Here is a 19,182-nt window from a genome sequence, read left to right as displayed (position 1 = left end):
CGGTTATAAAACGGAACCTATTTAAAAATGCCACAAGAAGTTCAAGACTTTTTGTGGCATTTTTTATCTGATAAAAAGAATCTCTATATAGTATTGATGTATACTAATGCCCTTTGATGTTGATTCAAAATAAAATTGGCATCAAAAAATTAATACAACAATCCTTTTGCTTTAGCTTCTTGAACCAGATCTTTATCTAATCCGCTTTCAATTTTTAAGAGTAACATTAAATCTTTCTTTCTTCTCTCAATGGCACCTGCTGATAAAAGAATATAGTGTGTTAATTCGCTTTTTTTTGTTCCTTTAGATAAGTGAAATAATATTTGTTTGTCAAAAACGTCTATCTCAACAGCATCTGCATCTACTAATTCCAACATACGTACAATAGAATCACTATAGTATTTTTTATTGTTGATAATCGTGTCAATTGCAAAAATCAAAACTTCAAAATTAAGATCATTTTTTACAATCAAACCAGCTGGATTGATGGTTTTAACAATCGTTTTGATTTTCAATAATTCAGTATACATAGTCAGTAAAATAATTTTACAATTAGGCATGTATCTTTGGAGTAACTTAGCTAAATCCTCACCTGAGAAAATATTTTTACTTTCAAAAGGAGGCATACTGATGTCAAGGAAAGCAATATCAAAAGGAGCCGTTTCTGGATTAGTAATAATATCATAGGCTGTTTCACAGTTTTTAGCTTGATCAATCATGAATGTGTACTCATCGGTTTTATAGCGAGTAATAGCATTCTTATACCCTTCAATTATAAAAGGATGATCATCTACGATTAAAATATTATTATTAAATTTAATTTTAGCTGGGGCTTCAATTGTCATTTTTTCTAGTATTTAATGTTTATACTAAATGTATTGTAATTGTAATATGGGTCCCTTTACTAATTATAGAATTAATTATTGCAGTCCCATTACAATCTAAGGCTCTTGACCTGATATTCTGCAAACCTATTCCTTTTTTTGCTTTGATTGTGTTAAAACCAATTCCATCATCAATAATTTCTAAAATTAGTTGATCCTCATTTTTTAAACACTTCACATGGATGGAATTAGCATGTGCATATTTATTTATGTTTTGTAAACTTTCTTGCACAATTCTATAAATATTGATTTTGATAGAATTACTTATTGCGTCCCAATCAATAGCATTGTCAATACTTGCGTGTAAATTTGTAGAAAAAGTTTTTCTTTGTTCTTCAAGAAGATTGTGTAAAATGACTACAAAATTATTGATCAACTCTTTATTCTCTCTGCTTAAATCATGTGATATTTCCCGTAAATCTTGCTCAATGTTACGCAGTTCTACTAAGTATTCATTTCGTTTTTCAATAGCATTTGAATCATCAAATTGGTTCAAGGTGTCTAAGTTTATCCTAAGACCAAATATTCTACCCAAAACCCCATCGTGCAACTCTTGAGCTACTCTTTTCTTTTCTTTAACTCGCCCTAAGTCTATCGTACTTTGTTGCGAAATCATTAAATTGTAAATATCTTCATTTGCTTTTTGTTGTCTTTGTTTATAAAGCAACACCTTGTTTTTATTTCTTTGATTTTTAACTAGGTAAAGCAACAATCCTACTGTTACAAATGAAATCAAACCGTATAATAAATTTCGGTTTTTGGTGGTTAAGTAGTCATTTTTTTCAATAACTTCTTCTGTTTCAAATTCTATACGAGAAAATTTGTTTCCTATAGCACGATCTGATTTTTGTCTCCTTTCACTAACTACAATATATTCTTTACTATAATATGCTGTATTTTTAGGGTCTACCAAAGACAATTGCTTTAATGAATTTAATGTACTACGAGAATTGTTTGCTTTTTTAGATAAATACAATGCTTCATTAGCAAATTGTAAAGCTTTTAGAGTATCCTTTTTTGACAAAAAATACTCTGAAATATTAATTTTACTTGCAATAATACCTGTAGTAATTTGCAAACTGTCTCTTATCCTTAAAGATTGAAAAAACAATTGAGGTAACCCCTCATTCTCTTTAAGTTGAAATTTAGTATAGGCTAAATTATTTAACAACATAGCAAACAAAGCGGGCTTATCTTTAAAAACATTTTTCTGTTCTAGTCCCTTTTCAAAATATGTTTTTGCTTCACGAAACATTTTCTTGTTTTGATATACAAATCCAATGTTATTGTAAGAAGTTGCTTTTGGCTGAGCAAACGATTTCATTAGTTTATCATCTATACTAGATAATGCCTTGTTATGATACTCGATAGCATTGCTGTAATCCTCAAGTTCATTATAGATCTGACCCAGAAGATTGTAAGAATCGTATAAAATATCGTTATAATTTGTGTTTTTTAAAACTTTTAAAACTTTAAAAACTGCCATTTCAGCTCCTAAAAAATCGCTTTCCATATACTGTAACGTGGCTTTATTAAGAATCGTTAACGCAACATTATAGGTATCATTTAACTCTAAATATTTATTTTCGGCTTTATTGTAGTAATAAAAAGCACTGTCTGCCCGTTCTTTCAAAAGAAAATAGTCGCCTAAATAAGCATTTCCTTTTGCTACACTTTGAGCATCTTGTTTGGCTTCAGATTTTTTTATAATATAAGTAACCGTTTTTTTATAATCCTCAAAACGATCTAAGTTATAATATCGATTGGCTATTTTAAATAAATTTGTTCGGTAGACAGAATCATTATTTTGAAGTTTGACTATTGCCGAAGCTTTTTGTATGTACTGCTGTCTTTGATCTAGAGATAAATCAAAATTGTTAGCCAAGGAGAAAAAAATCTCTAAACTATCTTTTGGTTTCTCTTCATTTTTAGAAACTGTATTTTTTTGAGTGCAGCTCACACCCAAAATAAGAAACAAAAGAATAATATAAAAAGTAGGCTTCAATGGGCGATGAGTTATAATACCAAAAATAGGGAATTATATGGTCGTCAAAAAAAAAAGCTGTCATGTATTTGACAGCTTTGATAAATTTTAACAGTACAAGGTACTAGTCATTCTTTTTATTTCCTCCTACAGATGCATTTGCGATAAGATCCATATTTACGTTTTCTATTTTAAAAGTCATCACTTTCGATGCATTCATTATTAATGGAGCAGATTCTTGCTTAAAGGTAAAGGAGGTTAACACCAATACTAATCCTATTAAAACAGTTGTTATAATTGTATTTTTCATTATTAATTTTTTTAAAGAATTGTATCTGCTATATCTTTTTATAAACTATCCCACCAATCAGATATTTTGTCCAATAAAGTAGGTTCAGTCGGAGGAGGCGTATCGTTTTTCTTGTTTCCCCCAACTGAAGCATTACCAGTAATATCCAACTTCATCGTATTTAAATTCAAAATCTCAATTTGTCCGTTGTTATTACTTAATGGAGTAATTTTCGCGTTTGATTCTACTGAAGTAAGTACCATTAATAACGTGAATAATCCTAATGTAGCAATTGATTTTTTCATGATTTGGGGTTTTATATTTATATTATTTTAACTCTTTACAGCGCTGATTAACAGCTTATCTTGAGGTAAAACTACTATACAAAAAGTAAACAACAATCAATAAAAATGGGTTAATGGTAGAACAAGTCTGTGTACGAGTGTACGGGTACGAAACTTGGGTAAAGTGTGGAAATTTATATTTCTAAATAATTCCCGTTTGCAAAATCAGTGATAATTTGGTCAACATTCGCTTTGTACATTTTAGAATAAGGTATGCGTGCGTTGGAGTTTTTTATATAGCAAAGAGCATTCCCGCTGTGAATTCTAGAAATGTAGTTTCTGTTTACGATGTAACTTTTATGAATCCTCGCGAAGGGTTGAGACAAAACTGTTTCAAAATATTTTAGTGTTTTAAAAGCCGTTATTAGTTCCCCATTGTTCAAATGAATGTCTGTAGAATTATTATCTGCTTTTAGGAAACAGATGTCTTTTGCATCAATGTACCGGTAGTCACCATAGGATTTAATACACAAACGCAAGGATTGAACTTCAGATACTGAACTTACTACAGGGAACTGCTGATGGTGAAATGTTGCAATCTCATTTGTAATTCCTTCCTTTTCTATTTTTTTATTTAACCTCAACAAAAATTTTACAATAGTAGAAGGCTCAATAGGTTTGATCAAATATTCCCTAACACCATATTGAAAAGAGTCATACGCCAGTTTTTTATCACGAGTAGTAACTACAAAAATGGGCATGACACTCAAATATTTATAAAGGCAATCTATAAAATGCAACGCCAAATTTGATTTGCAGTCTTTTGGGTCTATTTCTATAAAAATAATATCGGGTTTGCACTCTAATACAAGATCTAAGCCGTCAGTGGCATTATAGGAGGAACCCACATAGCAAAGTTCCTGAAATCCATCTGCAACCAATTTAGTTTGCAAGAGACTTTCTGGGTCGTCATCTATAATTATGTATTTATATGGCATTTTTGGGTTTGTAATTGATAATCCTCTACAATTCAATATTTTCAGCACTTTCAAAAGTGGTATTTTAAACGACAATTAAAAACAAAAGTATAAAATATCCTATACCAAGTTCAAAAAACATTTTCCTCATTGAAAAACTTTACAATATAACGTTTTATTTTTTTTTGAATTATTCTACAATACGATACTACTAGTTATGATTCTAAGATTTATACTCAAAATTTATGGGGAAAATAAATATCTCTTTTCTAAAATATTTTAGTGAAAATAATTTTTAATTAAAATTTATCTTACTTTTATCAAAAAAAATCATGAGAAAAATAACTACTTTATTATGTTTATTTTACTGCTGTATAGCGTTTAGCCAAGAAAAAGAAGTTTCAACCTTCAAGAAAAATGAAATTAAAGGAAATGCTGTATTACTAATAGCGGGTATTGTAGAAATAACATATGAACGGCTGATCACAGAGGATTCAGGTGTTGGTATATCTTTTTTTTTATGGAAAAAGAGAAGATGTTAATTCTTTTTATTATGTAACCCCATATTACCGTGCTTATTTTGGAAAAAAACCAGCTGCTGGATTCTTTGTAGAAGGATTTGGTATGATAAATTCTGAGGTAGAATCAAATTTCTATTATGATGGTCAAAATTATAACGTACGAGAAAAAAGGCTCACTGATTTTGCCTTAGGTTTTGGTCTTGGGTCAAAGTGGGTGCACAAACGTGGCTTTGTCTTTGAAATCAATGCAGGAGTAGGTCGAAATTTATTTAACAATAACGTTTATGATGTTGTTCCGCGTGGTGGTATAACACTCGGTTACCGTTTCTAAGCAAAAAAGCTTCTCAATCGAGAAGCTTTTTTTATACTATAATTATCGTGTATTACATTTTCATCAACCAGTTTTTCATTGAAACTTCATTTTCAATAATGGCTTTTAAATCCGCAATAGCCACACGATCTTGTTTCATAGTATCTCTATGACGTATGGTTACCGTTTGATCTTCAATAGTTTGATGATCTACTGTTATACAAAATGGTGTGCCTAATGCATCTTGTCTTCTATAACGTCTCCCTACCGCATCTTTTTCATCATACGATACACTGAAATCCCATTTCAAATCTTCAATAATTTGTCTAGCGATTTCTGGCAATCCGTCTTTTTTAACTAATGGTAAAATAGCTGCTTTTGTAGGAGCAAGTACTGAAGGTAATTTCAGCACTGTTCTAGTAGATCCATCTTCAAGCGTTTCTTCTTTTAACGAAGTTGCAAAGACTGCTAAGAACATTCTGTCTAAACCAACTGAGGTTTCTACCACATAAGGCACATAATTCTGGTTCAATTCAGCGTCAAAATACTGTAATTTTCTACCTGAAAATTGCTCATGTGCTTTCAAATCGAAATCAGTTCTAGAGTGAATTCCTTCTAATTCTTTGAATCCAAAAGGAAAATCAAATTCTATATCAGCAGCAGCATTAGCGTAATGTGCTAGTTTTTCGTGATCGTGAAAACGGTATCTTTCTTTCCCTAAACCTAGAGATAAATGCCATTTTAGTCGGGCTTCTTTCCAAAATTCATAATGCTTCATTTCTTCGCCTGGACGTACAAAAAATTGCATCTCCATTTGTTCAAACTCACGCATACGGAAAATGAATTGTCTCGCTACGATTTCGTTTCTAAACGCTTTTCCGGTTTGTGCAATTCCAAAAGGAACTTTCATTCGTCCAGATTTTTGCACATTTAAGAAGTTTACAAAAATACCTTGAGCAGTTTCTGGACGCAAGTATAAATCCATTGCCGTATCTGCTGAGGCCCCTAATTTAGTACCAAACATCAAGTTGAATTGACGCACTTCGGTCCAATTACGAGAACCAGATTCTGGACAAGCAATTTCTAATTCTTCTATCAAAGCTTTGACATCTTCAAGATCGCCATTGCCCAAAGAACGGCCCATTCTTTCTAGAATTTCTCTTTCTTTGGCTAAATATTCAACCACTCTAGCATTAGTCGTAATGAATTCTTGCTCATTGAAAGCGTCTCCAAAACGAACTTTTGCTTTTTCGATTTCTTTTTTTGCCTTTAAATTTAATTTTTCGGCATAATCTTCTATTAAAACATCGGCTCTATATCTACGTTTAGAATCTTTATTATCAATCAAAGGATCGTTAAAGGCATCAACGTGACCTGAGGCTTTCCAGGTGGTAGGATGCATCAATATTGCAGCATCAAGGCCTACAATATTCTCGTTCATTTGCACCATTGCTTTCCACCAGTACTCGCGTATGTTCTTTTTTAATTCTACTCCGTTTTGTGCATAGTCATAGACTGCACTTAAACCATCGTAGATTTCGCTTGACGGAAAAATAAATCCGTACTCTTTTGCATGCGAAACTACATTCTTAAATAAATCTTCTTGTTTTGCCATAGTACTGCAAAAATATAAAAAGTGAACTTAAAAAAAAGAAAATTATGAGTCAATGGACCATTGATTTGTTTATTTTTATCAATAAATACCTGATTATATGTTTGAAAGCTTTATAAATCTCTTTTTTCCAAAAGTTTGTTCAGGGTGCGATTCTTTTTTGGTTGCCAATGAATTAGTGATTTGTACCCTTTGCAGACACAACATTCCCTTGACAAATCATCATTTGATGGAAAACAATGAAGCGTTCAAAAAATTCTATGGACGAATTCCTGTAATTCATGCATCAGCTTTATTTTATTTTAGAAAAAAAGGCATTGTACAGCAAATCATTCACAACTTGAAATACAAGGGTCATGAAAAAGTAGGAACGCTAATAGGGGATTGGTATGCACATGAATTAAAAACAGTTGAAGCTCTACAAGATGTAGATGCCATTATACCTGTTCCTTTACACCCGAAAAAACTTAGAGAAAGGGGTTATAATCAAGTTACTACGTTTGGGAAAGCACTTTCATCAAACTTAAAAATTAGTTACAACGATACTATTTTACACAGAAATATATACTCAAAAACACAATCAAAAAAAAACTTATTAGGTCGTACTGAGGGTATAGAAAGCGTGTTTGATGTTGTATTTGATGAAAAAGATCACAACAAGCACTTTCTACTAATTGATGATGTGATTACAACTGGAGCCACACTTGAGGCATGCTCAAGAGCTTTGTTGAAAATTCCTGGAGCCAAAATAAGTATTGTTTGTATGGCTATGGCGCAATCCTAAATCAATCTTAGCGCTAATTTATCTAGGGTTTAAAATCCACATTTGAAAATTAAATACTTACCCTATTAGATATATTTTTAGTCTTTAATGGAATAAAAATAGTACCACCTATAAATAACACATTTTAAACATTTTAATCAACAATTACCTTCAGCGCCTTTACGAACACCTGTAAAACATTGATTTATTACTACTTACACAGCAATATAGTACTTAATAAATTAATTTAATGAAATTATAACGAAATAGAATTTCCGTTTCCAAACTTTAATGTTTAAATTTGAATAATATATTAATTCACTTATAAAACAATTATATCATGGCTTTTGAATTACCACAATTACCTTATGCATACGATGCATTAGAACCACATATTGATGCTAGAACAATGGAAATACACCATTCTAAACATCATAATGCTTACACAACCAATCTAAATGCAGCTATTGCAGGTACTGACATGGAAGGTAAAACCATTGAAAATATCTTGATCAATCTTGATTTAAAAAACGCTGCAGTACGCAATAACGGTGGTGGATTTTACAACCATAACTTATTTTGGACAGTGATGACACCTAATGGTGGTGGGTTACCAACAGGAGATTTACTTGCTGCAATTGAAACCGCTTTTGGAACATTTGAAGAATTCAAAGCAAGTTTTAGCAAAGCTGGGGCTACACAATTTGGTTCAGGATGGGCTTGGCTTTGTGTACAAAAAGGCGGAAAAGTAGAAGTTTGTGGTACACCAAACCAAGATAATCCATTAATGCCAGGTGTAGGTTGTGGCGGAACACCTATTTTAGCAATGGACGTTTGGGAGCATGCTTACTACTTAAACTACCAAAACAGAAGACCTGATTATATTGAAGCATTTTTCAACGTAATCAACTGGACTGAAGTTTCCAGAAGATATGCTTTAGAGAAATAATCTTTTAAGAGATTAGAATATAGAGAATAGACAAATGACTTAAAAGTTGTTTGTCTATTTTTTTTATCTAAAAAAGTATTACTATTCCTTATTAAAAAAGACGAACAAACACTTGGCTTATTCGTCTTTTTTCTTTAGTCTATTTTCTTTATTCTTTCCTCTTTATTATAATTTCTTCCCTAACTTTATTCCAATAAAAAAGGTGGAATTGCTTCCACCCTTTTTGCCCCAAATCTACCATAAATTTAACCTACTAATATTATGGTGATATAAATATATATATTTTATATTGTTTAGTCAAATAAATTAGATGAACAACTTATAAAATCGATTAAAACCTCTTTTATTCTTATTTCTAATATGCTCGTGCATCTTTACCTTCATAAAAATTCATAAAAGCGCGGTTCACTACCCTATTCCCTCCTGGAGTTGGATAATCCCCAGTAAAGTACCAATCCCCTAAATTTTTTGGACAAGCTATATGTAAATCTTCAACGGTTTGAAAGATAATTTTCACTTCGGCTTTTATTTCTGATGAACTTAACATTTCAGCAATTTTATCTGAAATCTCTTGAGCTTCAAAAGGAGCATAAACAGCCGTTACATAATTCACAACATCATTATCTTTATAATTTTCTTGTGCTTTACATTTAGCATACACTTCATCTATAATATGATATAAATTCCTTTCTTTAAGTAACTCAAGAGCAGCTCTAAAAGCCACTAATCCCTCTAGTTTCGCCATATCAATACCGTAACAATCAGGATAACGAATTTGCGGAGCCGATGAAACAATTACAATTCGTTTTGGATTCAAACGATCCATCATTTTGATGATACTCATTTTTAAAGTAGTACCTCTTACAATACTATCATCAATAATAACCAAGTTGTCTGTGGGTTTAATCACACCATACGTTACATCATATACATGCGCTACAAGATCATCACGACTACTATCCTCAGTAATAAAAGTTCTTAATTTTGCATCCTTTATAGCTACTTTCTCAGTACGTATTTTAACCGAAAGCAACTCCTGTAACGTTTCCTTAGTTAAATTATTTCTATTTTCTAAGATGAAATTATTTTTCCTTTGATTTAAAAAATCCTGAGCGGCCTCTACTAATCCGTAAAACGAGGTTTCAGCCGTATTGGGTATATAAGAGAAAACGGTATTGTCAGTATCCTCATCTATGGATTTTAAAACTGCTGGCAAGATTAATCTTCCTAGAGTTTTTCTTTCTTGGTAAATTTCGGCATCGCTACCTCTTGAAAAATAAATGCGCTCAAAAGAACATGCTTTTTTAACCGTTGGAGGTAAAATTTCTTTCATAGAAATCGTACCATTTTTTTTAATAATCAGGGCATTTCCTGGCTCGATTTCTTGTACAGACTCAAAGGGAACATTAAACACGGTTTGAATAACTGGTCGTTCTGATGCTACTACCACAATTTCATCATCTTGATAAAAATATGCAGGTCTAATACCAGCAGGATCTCTAAATACAAAAGAATCACCGTGACCTAAAAGTCCAGCCATGGCGTATCCTCCATCTAGATTTTTAGCTGCGCGTGCTAAAATCTTAGCGACATCTAATCGTTCCGCAATTACAGGTGATGCCTCTCTCTTACTCAATCCTTCGTTTTTGCAATCTTGATACAAATCTGTAACTGCATTATCAAGAAAATGACCTATTTTTTCCATTACGGTCACAGTATCAGCCATTTCTTTTGGATGCTGTCCTAGATCTATTAAATTCTGAAAAAGCTCTTTAACATTTGTCATATTAAAGTTTCCTGCTAAGATCAAGTTACGGTGCATCCAGTTATTCTGACGTAAAAATGGGTGAACACTTTCAATACTATTTTTACCAAAAGTTCCATAACGCACATGTCCCAAGAACAATTCACCAAGGTACGGTAACTTTTGTTTTTGTAAAGCCACATCATCAGCATACTCAGGGTGCGCTGCCATTTCTTCGTTTATTCTGTCGTTTATTTGTTTAAAGACATCTTGAATAGGCTGCGCATGATTTGATCGTACACGACTGATGTACCGTTCACCAGGTTCTACATCTAGTTTAATACTTGCAAAACCAGCACCATCTTGACCTCGGTTGTGTTGCTTTTCCATCAAAAGATACATTTTCTGGATTCCGTAAAATGCGGTTCCATATTTCTCTTTATAATATTCAAGCGGTTTAAGTAATCTAATTAAAGCTATTCCACATTCATGTTGTAAAGCATCGCTCATTGTAGTGTAATTTGTTGTGTTGTTGTGATATTCTGAAATTAGTAAAACATAAGTTTTATGTTTTACAAAAGTAAAAACTAAAATTTCCTGCTACTATTTTTATACAAAAAAAACCTCGTTTCCGAGGTTTTAAGATATTATAATTCTATGTCAAATTGTGTTAGCGATTTGAATTGTTTTAATCGAGACACTACTTCGGTTTTCTCTAAAGTTAGCATTCTCTCGGTACCAAATTTTTCTACACAAAAAGAAGCTAAGTTAGAACCCTGAATGATAGCATTTTTCATATTCTCAAAAGAGATGTTTTCGCTTTGTGTCAAGTAACCTGCAAATCCTCCTGCAAATGTATCTCCTGCTCCTGTTGGGTCAAACACTTCTTCTAATGGTAATGCTGGAGCAAAGAAAACTTCCTTATCATGAAAAATAAGTGCGCCATGCTCTCCTTTTTTAATTACCACATACTTAGGACCCATAGTTTGAATTTTGGCAGCAGCCTTAACAAGAGAATATTCTCCAGAAAGTTGTCTCGCTTCCTCATCATTGATAGTGATTACATCAACGCGCTTGATTACGTCTAGCAATTCAGGTAAAGCACAATCCATCCAAAAATTCATTGTGTCTAGCACTACTAATTTAGGTTGTGTTTCCATTTGATCTAAAACACTGCTTTGTACTAATGGATGTAAGTTCCCTAGCATTACAATCTCAGCATTTTTATAATCTTGTGGTACTTTTGGTTGAAAATCAGCCAAAACATTTAATTGAGTATCTAGTGTATCTCTTGAGTTTAAGTCATTGTGGTAACGACCACTCCAAAAGAATGTTTTACCACCTTGTACTACTTCTAGTCCAGAGATATCAATATTTCTTGAAGTTAATAAATCTAAATATTCTTGAGGAAAATCATCTCCAACTACAGAAACAATGGCTGATTGCACATTAAAAAAAGAAGCAGACAAACCAATATATGTTCCTGCACCACCTAAAATTTTGTCCGTTTTCCCAAATGGAGTTTCAATTGCGTCAAAAGCTACTGTTCCAACAATCAATAATTTATTCATTATATACGTTTCAAATTAAGGGGCAAAGATAGTTTATAAGTTATAAAGTTGCAAAGCGCAAGACATGTAAAGTTTTGCCAATTTAAACAACATATTTACAACAATTTAGCCTCCTCTTTTTCATAAAAAGCATCCACAGAAAGTTGTTTTTGCATGGATGCCATAACGGCTAATTCATCACACCTTTCGTTTTGCACATGATTGTTATGCCCTTTGATCCATTTAAAATCGACTTTGTGATTGCGGTATACTAGTAAAAACCGTTTCCACAAATCGGCATTTTTCCTGTCAACAAATCCTTTTTTTTCCCAGCCTAAAACCCATTTTTTCTCTACAGAATCTACGACATATTTAGAATCCGAAACTACTAATACTCTCGTATTGGGATTTTTTAATTTTTCAAGTCCTACAATTACGCCTAGTAATTCCATTCTATTATTCGTAGTTCGCCTAAAACCTTCATAAAATTCTTTTTTATACGGTTTTGCTACCCATTCCATTACCACTCCATAGCCGCCATTTCCTGGGTTACCCTTGGCAGCACCATCTGTATATATGTGTACATCGTGTCCCATTACAATTATATACTTTGGTTTAAAATGCGCTCTATGATAATTGGGAAAAATTCTTGCTCTAGTTCATGTATCTTTTCGGCGATTGTTGGAACCGTATCTACCGCAGATAATGCAACTCTTTGTTGATCGATAATCGCGCCTTCATCGTAATTTTCATTCACATAGTGTATCGTGATTCCCGTTTCTAATTCCTTATTGTCAAGAACTGCTTGATGCACATGCATCCCATACATTCCTTTTCCACCATATTTAGGTAATAATGCAGGATGAATGTTTATAATTTTATTTGGGAAGGCATTAATAATATTTGAAGGAAATTGGAGTAAAAAACCAGCTAAAACAATCAAATCTGGTTGGAGAGCTTGAACTTTTTGTAGTACTTCGTTTTCAAATAATTGTGATTTGGTAAAAATCTCTATTGGTAAATTGTATTTTTGAACTCTCGTAATCACACCTGCTTTAGGATTATTTGTAAAAACTGCAGCAACACGTGCTGAGCTAGTTTTTTTGAAATATTGGATAATATTTTCAGCATTTGTACCCGATCCCGAGGCAAAAATCACGATTTTTTTCATAATTACATTCTATTTGAAGCCACAAAAAAAAGCATAATAATTGAAAATAAATAACATTGTGACACCTTTGTCAAAATATATTTCATAAATTAGATGTCACATTTATTAACTAAATAGTTGTTTTAAAATAAAGTTTTTTATTTTTGCCAACAAATTAAATTCTAAAATTAAAGATTATGTCAGACATTGCATCAAGAGTAAAAGCGATTATCGTAGACAAATTAGGCGTTGACGAAAACGAAGTTGTAACAGAAGCAAGCTTCACTAATGATTTAGGAGCTGACTCATTAGACACTGTTGAGCTTATTATGGAATTCGAAAAAGAATTTGATATCCAAATTCCAGACGATCAAGCAGAAAACATCGCTACTGTAGGTCAAGCAATCTCTTACATCGAGGAAGCTAAAAAATAATAAATCAAACACCCGCTTGCATTCATGTGAACGGGTGTTATTATTTTTTAAAAATATTAAATTCAAGATTGAACTCCAATCCAAAAGATATTATTATATTACCCATAGCTATTTTGTAGTATTTCATACTGTATCAGCGTGGGTTTTATTTGTTTAAAGATAACATAACAAAGAATTTATGGAATTAAGAAGAGTTGTAGTAACAGGATTAGGCGCTCTTACTCCTATTGGAAATACTGTACAAGAGTATTGGGACGGGCTAATAAATGGCGTTAGCGGAGCTGCACCTATCACTTACTTTGATGCCTCTAAATTTAGAACTCACTTTGCATGCGAGGTTAAAAACTTTAATGTTGAAAATTTCATTGACCGTAAAGAAGCCCGCAAAATGGACCGATACGCTCAATATGCCATGGTTGCATCTGAAGAAGCAGTAAAAGATGCTGGTTTTGATATGGAGAAAATTGACAAAGACCGCGTGGGCGTTATTTGGGGATCAGGAATTGGCGGATTAGAAACTTTTCAAATTGAAGTTCTTAATTTTGCTTCAGGAGACGGGACGCCAAAATTCAATCCTTTCTTTATCCCAAAAATGATTGCTGATATTGCAGGAGGACATATCTCCATTAAATATGGTTTTAGAGGACCTAACTTTACAACTGTTTCTGCATGCGCTTCTTCTACAAACGCCATTATAGATGCTTTCAATTATATTAGACTTGGTCATGCCGATGCTATGGTTACAGGTGGCTCTGAAGCTGCAGTAACAATTGCTGGTATGGGAGGTTTTAATGCTATGCACGCACTATCAACAAGAAATGACGATCCAAAATCGGCCTCAAGACCAATGGACAAAGACAGAGATGGTTTTGTTCTAGGAGAAGGAGCAGGCGCCTTGGTTCTTGAAGAATATGAACATGCTATTGCTCGTGGCGCAACCATCTATTGCGAAATAGGTGGTGGCGGTATGTCGGCAGATGCTTACCACATTACTGCTCCACATCCAGAGGGATTGGGCGCTAAAAATGTAATGCTAAACTGCCTTAGAGATGCTGGATTACAACCTTCTGATGTAGATGGTGTAAACATGCATGGAACATCTACTCCTCTTGGTGATATGGCAGAGTCAAAAGCTATTCTTCATGTATTTGGTGAACATGCCTATAGCATGAATTTAAATTCTACAAAATCAATGACAGGTCACTTATTAGGTGCTGCAGGTGCTGTAGAAACTATATCTGCTATACTTTCCTTAAAACACGGCTTAGTACCTCCTACTATCAATCATTTTACAGATGATGAGAACATTGATTCAAAATTGAACTTTACATTTAATAAAGCTCAAAAAAGAGATATGAATGTAGTAATGAGCAATACATTTGGTTTTGGTGGCCATAATGCTTGCGTTTTGGTAAAAAAATTAGAAATCTAATTGTATGAATATAATTAGAAAAATATTCAAAAAATCCCGTTCGGTTACTGACGGGATTTTTTTTGATTCTATCCAGAAAATCCTAGGATTTCCTCCCTTAAACCTAGAATTTTACACCAAAGCTTTCACCCATAGATCATCTAATAGACTGGATTTATCTGGCAATCCCATCAATTATGAACGCCTAGAGTTTCTAGGGGATGCTATGTTAAGCGCGGTTATTGCCGCTCATTTATTTAATGAAGCGCCTGCCGGTGACGAAGGATACCTTACAAAAATGCGTTCTAAAATTGTAAGTCGTGAGCATTTAAATGAACTAGGGAAAGATTTAAATTTAATTCAATTTATAGAAAGCAAAGTTCCTGTTCAACATTTTGGAGAAAATATTCATGGCAATATTTTTGAATCTCTAGTAGGTGCCATTTACCTAGATAGAGGCTACGAGTTTTGTGAAAAATTCATTAGAAACAGAGTAATTACTCCTTATGTAGATATTGCACGTCTAGAAGGCAAGGTAATTAGCTATAAAAGCTTAGTAATTGAATGGTGTCAAAAAGAGAAAAAAATATTTCATTACGATATTTTTGATGACAACTCTATTGATGGCCAACGTTTTTTTGGTGTTAAACTCAGTATTGACGATAAAGTCATTGCAAAAGCAAGGGCTACCTCTAAAAAGAAAGCAGAAGAAAAAGCATCCCAACGCGCTTATTTTGCATTTCAAGAAAAAATGGACAGAAAATAATACAATTTTCTATAAAACTATATCGTTTTCGTTCATAAATTAACAAAAACATCTTATTTAGAAGACTATACACTTCAATAGAAATGCTATATTTACATCTTATTTTTTGATGAAATGGCAAATCTTAAACTTAATTTAGGTGAATTTGATGCAATAGACTATCATCTTATTGCTATACATACCTCATTAGAAGATTATCGATTGGCTTATTTTATCAATCAAAAATTACCTATCAATTTGAGTAAATGTAGCAATGAAATTCAAATTAAGATTAAGGAGGGAGAAACAAATTTTTCAAGATTTTTCTATGAAGGTCCTGAAAATGAAATTTCTTGGGATTTAATCCAAAATAAAAATGAAGTGCTACAAGAGAAACAAAAAGAATTTTCTCAAAATTTATTTTCTGATATCAAGATGGATGTAGCTACAAAAGTATTTTTATTACCTGAGTTTAAAAAAGTAGACTACTTTTTTAAAATTGAAAATACAGATGACACCTTGAATTTAAACGAAATAAAAACACTATTAAATACCATAAATAAAGTTTCTGCGGTTTACAGCGTAGAGACAACTAAAATAAAATCTAAAAACAATTTAATTTTTTAATACAAATGCTTACAAACAAAAAAACTAAAATTGTAGCTACACTAGGGCCAGCATGTAGTACAAGAGAAACCATCAAGGACATGATTGATGCAGGAGTCAATGTGTTTCGTGTAAATTTTTCGCATGCAGACTACGAAGATGTAAAAGAAAAAATAAATATTATTCGCGGGTTAAACAAAGAGTTTGGTTATACAACAGCAATTCTTGGTGATTTACAAGGTCCTAAATTACGCGTAGGTGTTATGGAGGAAGGCGTTGTTGTTCATGATGGAGATTTAATAACATTTACCACAGCCGAAGATATTCTTGGTACTGCAAAAAAAGTATTTATGAAGTATAAAAACTTTCCAAATGATGTAAATCCTGGAGAAAGAATATTACTTGATGATGGGAAACTTATTTTTGAAATTGTTGAAACCGATAAAAAATCTGAAGTAGTTGCAAGAGTAATACAAGGTGGTGAACTTAAATCTAAAAAAGGGGTAAACTTACCTAATACAAAGATATCCCTTCCAGCAATGACTGAGAAAGATATTGAAGATGCTATTTTTGCCATTGGACAAAACGTAGATTGGATTGCATTATCCTTTGTAAAAACGCCACGAGATTTACAAGATCTACAAGAATTAATAGCAGAACATTCTGAGTATAAAATTCCTATTGTTGCAAAGATCGAAATGCCTGAAGCATTAGAGAACATTGATAAAATTGTAGCCTATTGTGATGCACTTATGGTAGCTCGTGGAGATTTAGGAGTTGAATTACCAGCTCACGAAGTACCTTTAGTTCAAAAAGAATTAATACGTAGAGCAAAAACAGCTAGAATCCCAGTAATTGTAGCAACTCAAATGATGGAGACTATGATTACTAGCTTGACTCCTACGCGTGCAGAGGTAAATGATGTTGCAAACTCTGTAATGGATGGCGCAGATGCAGTAATGCTTTCTGGTGAAACTGCAACGGGTAACTACCCTGTTCAAGTTATTCAAAAAATGACTCAAATTATTGAAGCAGTTGAAGATTCTCCGCTAATTCAAGTTCCACAAAATACCCCTCAAATTAAAACCAAACGTTTTATTACAAAAACTATTTGTCATCATGCTGCTACCATGGCCAATGTTATTAAAGCAAAAGCTATATGTACCCTTACTAACAGTGGATACACAGCCTTTCAAATTTCGGCTTGGAGACCTAATGCACACATTTTAGTTTTTACATCGAATGAAAGAATCTTGACCCAACTTAATTTATTATGGGGTGTAAAATCATTCATGTACACTAAAGATGTAAGTACTGATGATACGGTAACAGATGTAAACGAGATTGTGAAACAAAAAGGCTTTGTTCAAAAAGGAGATTTCCTTATCAATCTAGCAGCGATGCCTATTAAAGATAAAGGAATGGTAAACACCCTGAGAGTTTCTGAAATAGAATAACACTAATTACAGCCTAGCTAAACCATCCCATATCTTATGTGAATGGTTTTTTTTTGCTAAAAAACCGAAATCATAAGTATGAATTTACAGGAAATACAATTATATTTGAGGGTAAATAAAACACAAAAATTATGAGTTTGAATTCAAATAATCCGTTTTTAAATAGTAAAAGATTTTCAACTGCTGTTTCAAAAAGTGAAGAGATAAATCAAGCATCAATCATTGACTACAATGATGAAATGACCATTTCTGGCACAATAAACAAGAGCTTACTATTGTTTATGATTCTAATTGGATCAGCTACAGTAATCTGGTGGCTTACTTTTAACGGAATGAATCCGCTTGTTCCTGCAATTGGCGGTGCCGTAGTAGGTTTAGTACTTGTACTTATAGCCGCTTTCAAACCTCAATACTCGCCCTATCTTGCTCCCGGTTATGCTATTTTTGAAGGTTTATTTATTGGTGCAGTATCCGCTATTTTTGAAGCTTTATATCCTGGTATTGTGCTTCAAGCTGTTGGTGCCACTTTTGTAACATTTATGATTTGCCTGGGTCTGTATAAGTACAAAATTGTACAGGTTAATGAACAATTCAAATCAGTTGTAATTGCGGCAACACTAGCTATAGGAACGTACTATTTAATTTCTTGGTTACTGTCAATGTTTACTAGCTTTGTTCCTGTACACCATGGTAACTCTTGGATAAGCATAGGAATTAGCGTATTTGTAATAGTAATAGCTTCCTTAAATTTATTTTTAGATTTTGATAGAATCGAAAAAGGAGCTCAGGAAAAAATGCCAAAGTACATGGAATGGTACGGCGCAATGGGATTAATGATTACTCTGGTATGGCTTTATATTGAATTTCTTAGACTGCTTAGTAAACTCAACAGTAAAAACTAATACTGGTTAAATCAAAAAAACCTTTCCAAGAATTATTTTGGAAAGGTTTTTTTTATGCTGCTCTTTCAAAGGCTATGTAGTGACTTAACTCTCCTTTGTTATTAAATAAAGGATATCCTTTTATTAAACAAGCATAAACTTCTCCATTTTTTTTATAATTCATTACTACATTCTCAAAAGCTTCTTGAGCATCTATAGCTTTTTTAATCTCACTTGATGTGATTCGGTTTGTTACTTCTCCTTGAAATATTTTTGGGCTTTTCCCTAGAACTTCTTCTTCAACATAGCCGTTCATTTTTATAAGATTGTGCGATGCAAAAACAATTTTTAGATTGACATCAGTTACAATAACAACATCATCCCTTAAAATGGACTGCAAATCCCAATCTGTATTTTTCCATTTGTTTTTTGTTGCTAAAACTTTTATTCTAGCGGTATCTATAAAGGTATTTTGCAGCACCTTAGTGTATTCATGATGAAAATCAAAAGAATACAGCGGCAAAGTTTTGATTCGCATGCAGCTATAAAATCTTGAAAATGCGGCGTCGTATTGTGATAAATTACTCATGATGTTTACATTATTGGTCAAAAGTATATTTATTGATAATGA

20 protein-coding genes are annotated in these 19,182 nt (G+C 32.7%); 9 read left to right on the top strand and 11 right to left on the bottom strand.

What is annotated here, in order from left to right:
• Positions 1-149: 149 nt before the first annotated feature.
• The 5 genes from IQ05_RS04590 to IQ05_RS04570 all read right to left on the bottom strand — a co-directional run bounded on the left by IQ05_RS04590 (position 150) and on the right by IQ05_RS04570 (position 4,439).
• On the bottom strand, positions 150-845 hold the full coding sequence (locus IQ05_RS04590; protein WP_144890411.1) for a response regulator: 696 nt from the start codon (positions 843-845) through the stop codon (positions 150-152).
• A 19-nt stretch (positions 846-864) separates the two neighbouring features.
• Positions 865-2,889, bottom strand: a complete 2,025-nt coding sequence (locus tag IQ05_RS04585; RefSeq protein ID WP_244289522.1) for a tetratricopeptide repeat-containing sensor histidine kinase — start codon at positions 2,887-2,889, stop codon at positions 865-867.
• 103 nt (positions 2,890-2,992) lie between these two features.
• Positions 2,993-3,178, bottom strand: coding sequence for a hypothetical protein (locus IQ05_RS04580; protein ID WP_144890408.1), 186 nt, complete (start codon positions 3,176-3,178; stop codon positions 2,993-2,995).
• A 38-nt stretch (positions 3,179-3,216) separates the two neighbouring features.
• The gene (locus IQ05_RS04575; protein ID WP_144890405.1) at positions 3,217-3,462 is read right to left on the bottom strand and encodes a hypothetical protein; all 246 of its coding nucleotides are present in this window, start codon (positions 3,460-3,462) and stop codon (positions 3,217-3,219) included.
• A 173-nt stretch (positions 3,463-3,635) separates the two neighbouring features.
• Complete coding sequence (locus tag IQ05_RS04570) at positions 3,636-4,439, bottom strand: LytR/AlgR family response regulator transcription factor (protein WP_144890402.1); 804 nt, start codon at positions 4,437-4,439, stop codon at positions 3,636-3,638.
• A gap of 477 nt (positions 4,440-4,916) precedes the next feature.
• On the opposite strand from IQ05_RS04570, the gene IQ05_RS04565 reads away from it, so the two are divergent.
• A complete protein-coding gene (locus IQ05_RS04565; RefSeq protein ID WP_144890400.1) occupies positions 4,917-5,270 on the top strand; it encodes a hypothetical protein in 354 nt (117 codons plus the stop codon).
• Positions 5,271-5,322: 52 nt separating this feature from the next.
• On the opposite strand, the gene IQ05_RS04560 is transcribed toward IQ05_RS04565, so the two are convergent.
• Entirely contained in the window at positions 5,323-6,864 is a 1,542-nt protein-coding gene (locus tag IQ05_RS04560; RefSeq protein ID WP_144890397.1) for a glycine--tRNA ligase, read from the bottom strand.
• Between the two features lie 97 nt (positions 6,865-6,961).
• Here IQ05_RS04560 and IQ05_RS04555 point away from each other — a divergent pair, with 97 nt between their 5' ends.
• Together IQ05_RS04555 and IQ05_RS04550 are read left to right on the top strand one after the other, a co-directional pair.
• On the top strand, positions 6,962-7,645 hold the full coding sequence (locus IQ05_RS04555) for a ComF family protein (RefSeq protein ID WP_144890394.1): 684 nt from the start codon (positions 6,962-6,964) through the stop codon (positions 7,643-7,645).
• Between the two features lie 319 nt (positions 7,646-7,964).
• Positions 7,965-8,573: a superoxide dismutase gene (locus IQ05_RS04550; RefSeq protein WP_144890392.1), complete on the top strand. Its 609-nt coding sequence runs from the start codon at positions 7,965-7,967 to the stop codon at positions 8,571-8,573.
• Between the two features lie 355 nt (positions 8,574-8,928).
• Here IQ05_RS04550 and IQ05_RS04545 read toward each other — a convergent pair whose 3' ends face one another.
• From IQ05_RS04545 to purN, 4 genes are all read right to left on the bottom strand, one after another.
• Complete coding sequence (locus IQ05_RS04545) at positions 8,929-10,827, bottom strand: amidophosphoribosyltransferase (protein ID WP_144890389.1); 1,899 nt, start codon at positions 10,825-10,827, stop codon at positions 8,929-8,931.
• Between the two features lie 137 nt (positions 10,828-10,964).
• A complete protein-coding gene (locus IQ05_RS04540) occupies positions 10,965-11,888 on the bottom strand; it encodes a PfkB family carbohydrate kinase (RefSeq protein ID WP_144890386.1) in 924 nt (307 codons plus the stop codon).
• A gap of 95 nt (positions 11,889-11,983) precedes the next feature.
• Complete coding sequence (gene rnhA, locus IQ05_RS04535; RefSeq protein ID WP_144890383.1) at positions 11,984-12,463, bottom strand: ribonuclease HI; 480 nt, start codon at positions 12,461-12,463, stop codon at positions 11,984-11,986.
• Between the two features lie 5 nt (positions 12,464-12,468).
• Entirely contained in the window at positions 12,469-13,038 is a 570-nt protein-coding gene (gene purN, locus IQ05_RS04530; protein WP_144890381.1) for a phosphoribosylglycinamide formyltransferase, read from the bottom strand.
• Positions 13,039-13,214: 176 nt separating this feature from the next.
• Between purN and IQ05_RS04525 the strand changes: the two genes are divergently transcribed.
• From IQ05_RS04525 to IQ05_RS04500, 6 genes are all read left to right on the top strand, one after another.
• The gene (locus tag IQ05_RS04525) at positions 13,215-13,451 is read left to right on the top strand and encodes an acyl carrier protein (protein ID WP_007137004.1); all 237 of its coding nucleotides are present in this window, start codon (positions 13,215-13,217) and stop codon (positions 13,449-13,451) included.
• 178 nt (positions 13,452-13,629) lie between these two features.
• Positions 13,630-14,883, top strand: a complete 1,254-nt coding sequence (gene fabF, locus IQ05_RS04520; RefSeq protein WP_144890378.1) for a beta-ketoacyl-ACP synthase II — start codon at positions 13,630-13,632, stop codon at positions 14,881-14,883.
• Positions 14,884-14,887: 4 nt separating this feature from the next.
• Complete coding sequence (rnc, locus tag IQ05_RS04515) at positions 14,888-15,628, top strand: ribonuclease III (RefSeq protein ID WP_144890375.1); 741 nt, start codon at positions 14,888-14,890, stop codon at positions 15,626-15,628.
• A 114-nt stretch (positions 15,629-15,742) separates the two neighbouring features.
• Positions 15,743-16,234, top strand: a complete 492-nt coding sequence (locus IQ05_RS04510) for an IPExxxVDY family protein (RefSeq protein WP_144890372.1) — start codon at positions 15,743-15,745, stop codon at positions 16,232-16,234.
• Positions 16,235-16,239: 5 nt separating this feature from the next.
• Positions 16,240-17,670 (top strand): pyruvate kinase, encoded by a 1,431-nt coding sequence (gene pyk, locus IQ05_RS04505; RefSeq protein WP_144890370.1) that lies wholly within the window; start codon positions 16,240-16,242, stop codon positions 17,668-17,670.
• Between the two features lie 131 nt (positions 17,671-17,801).
• A complete protein-coding gene (locus IQ05_RS04500; protein ID WP_144890367.1) occupies positions 17,802-18,572 on the top strand; it encodes a Bax inhibitor-1/YccA family protein in 771 nt (256 codons plus the stop codon).
• Positions 18,573-18,624: 52 nt separating this feature from the next.
• Here IQ05_RS04500 and IQ05_RS04495 read toward each other — a convergent pair whose 3' ends face one another.
• Positions 18,625-19,140: a PAS domain-containing protein gene (locus IQ05_RS04495; RefSeq protein WP_144890364.1), complete on the bottom strand. Its 516-nt coding sequence runs from the start codon at positions 19,138-19,140 to the stop codon at positions 18,625-18,627.
• Positions 19,141-19,182: the final 42 nt, after the last annotated feature.

The organism is Flavobacterium tiangeerense, assembly GCF_007830355.1.
Classification (GTDB): domain Bacteria; phylum Bacteroidota; class Bacteroidia; order Flavobacteriales; family Flavobacteriaceae; genus Flavobacterium; species Flavobacterium tiangeerense.
The sequence above is the reverse complement of the archived record's forward strand: the minus strand, read 5'-3'. Positions and strand labels throughout refer to the sequence as shown.

Excerpts from the sequence above, each read along its gene's own strand:
- IQ05_RS04500 (WP_144890367.1), top strand. The coding sequence starts at position 17,802 with ATGAGTTTGAATTCAAATAATCCGTTTTTAAATAGTAAAAGATTTTCA.
- fabF (WP_144890378.1), top strand. The coding sequence starts at position 13,630 with ATGGAATTAAGAAGAGTTGTAGTAACAGGATTAGGCGCTCTTACTCCT.
- IQ05_RS04560 (WP_144890397.1), bottom strand. The coding sequence starts at position 6,864 with ATGGCAAAACAAGAAGATTTATTTAAGAATGTAGTTTCGCATGCAAAA.
- IQ05_RS04555 (WP_144890394.1), top strand. The coding sequence starts at position 6,962 with ATGTTTGAAAGCTTTATAAATCTCTTTTTTCCAAAAGTTTGTTCAGGG.
- IQ05_RS04510 (WP_144890372.1), top strand. The coding sequence starts at position 15,743 with ATGGCAAATCTTAAACTTAATTTAGGTGAATTTGATGCAATAGACTAT.
- IQ05_RS04545 (WP_144890389.1), bottom strand. The coding sequence starts at position 10,827 with ATGAGCGATGCTTTACAACATGAATGTGGAATAGCTTTAATTAGATTA.
- rnc (WP_144890375.1), top strand. The coding sequence starts at position 14,888 with ATGAATATAATTAGAAAAATATTCAAAAAATCCCGTTCGGTTACTGAC.
- IQ05_RS04575 (WP_144890405.1), bottom strand. The coding sequence starts at position 3,462 with ATGAAAAAATCAATTGCTACATTAGGATTATTCACGTTATTAATGGTA.
- pyk (WP_144890370.1), top strand. The coding sequence starts at position 16,240 with ATGCTTACAAACAAAAAAACTAAAATTGTAGCTACACTAGGGCCAGCA.
- rnhA (WP_144890383.1), bottom strand. The coding sequence starts at position 12,463 with ATGGGACACGATGTACACATATATACAGATGGTGCTGCCAAGGGTAAC.
- IQ05_RS04550 (WP_144890392.1), top strand. The coding sequence starts at position 7,965 with ATGGCTTTTGAATTACCACAATTACCTTATGCATACGATGCATTAGAA.
- IQ05_RS04590 (WP_144890411.1), bottom strand. The coding sequence starts at position 845 with ATGACAATTGAAGCCCCAGCTAAAATTAAATTTAATAATAATATTTTA.
- purN (WP_144890381.1), bottom strand. The coding sequence starts at position 13,038 with ATGAAAAAAATCGTGATTTTTGCCTCGGGATCGGGTACAAATGCTGAA.
- IQ05_RS04580 (WP_144890408.1), bottom strand. The coding sequence starts at position 3,178 with ATGAAAAATACAATTATAACAACTGTTTTAATAGGATTAGTATTGGTG.
- IQ05_RS04495 (WP_144890364.1), bottom strand. The coding sequence starts at position 19,140 with ATGAGTAATTTATCACAATACGACGCCGCATTTTCAAGATTTTATAGC.
- IQ05_RS04525 (WP_007137004.1), top strand. The coding sequence starts at position 13,215 with ATGTCAGACATTGCATCAAGAGTAAAAGCGATTATCGTAGACAAATTA.
- IQ05_RS04540 (WP_144890386.1), bottom strand. The coding sequence starts at position 11,888 with ATGAATAAATTATTGATTGTTGGAACAGTAGCTTTTGACGCAATTGAA.
- IQ05_RS04570 (WP_144890402.1), bottom strand. The coding sequence starts at position 4,439 with ATGCCATATAAATACATAATTATAGATGACGACCCAGAAAGTCTCTTG.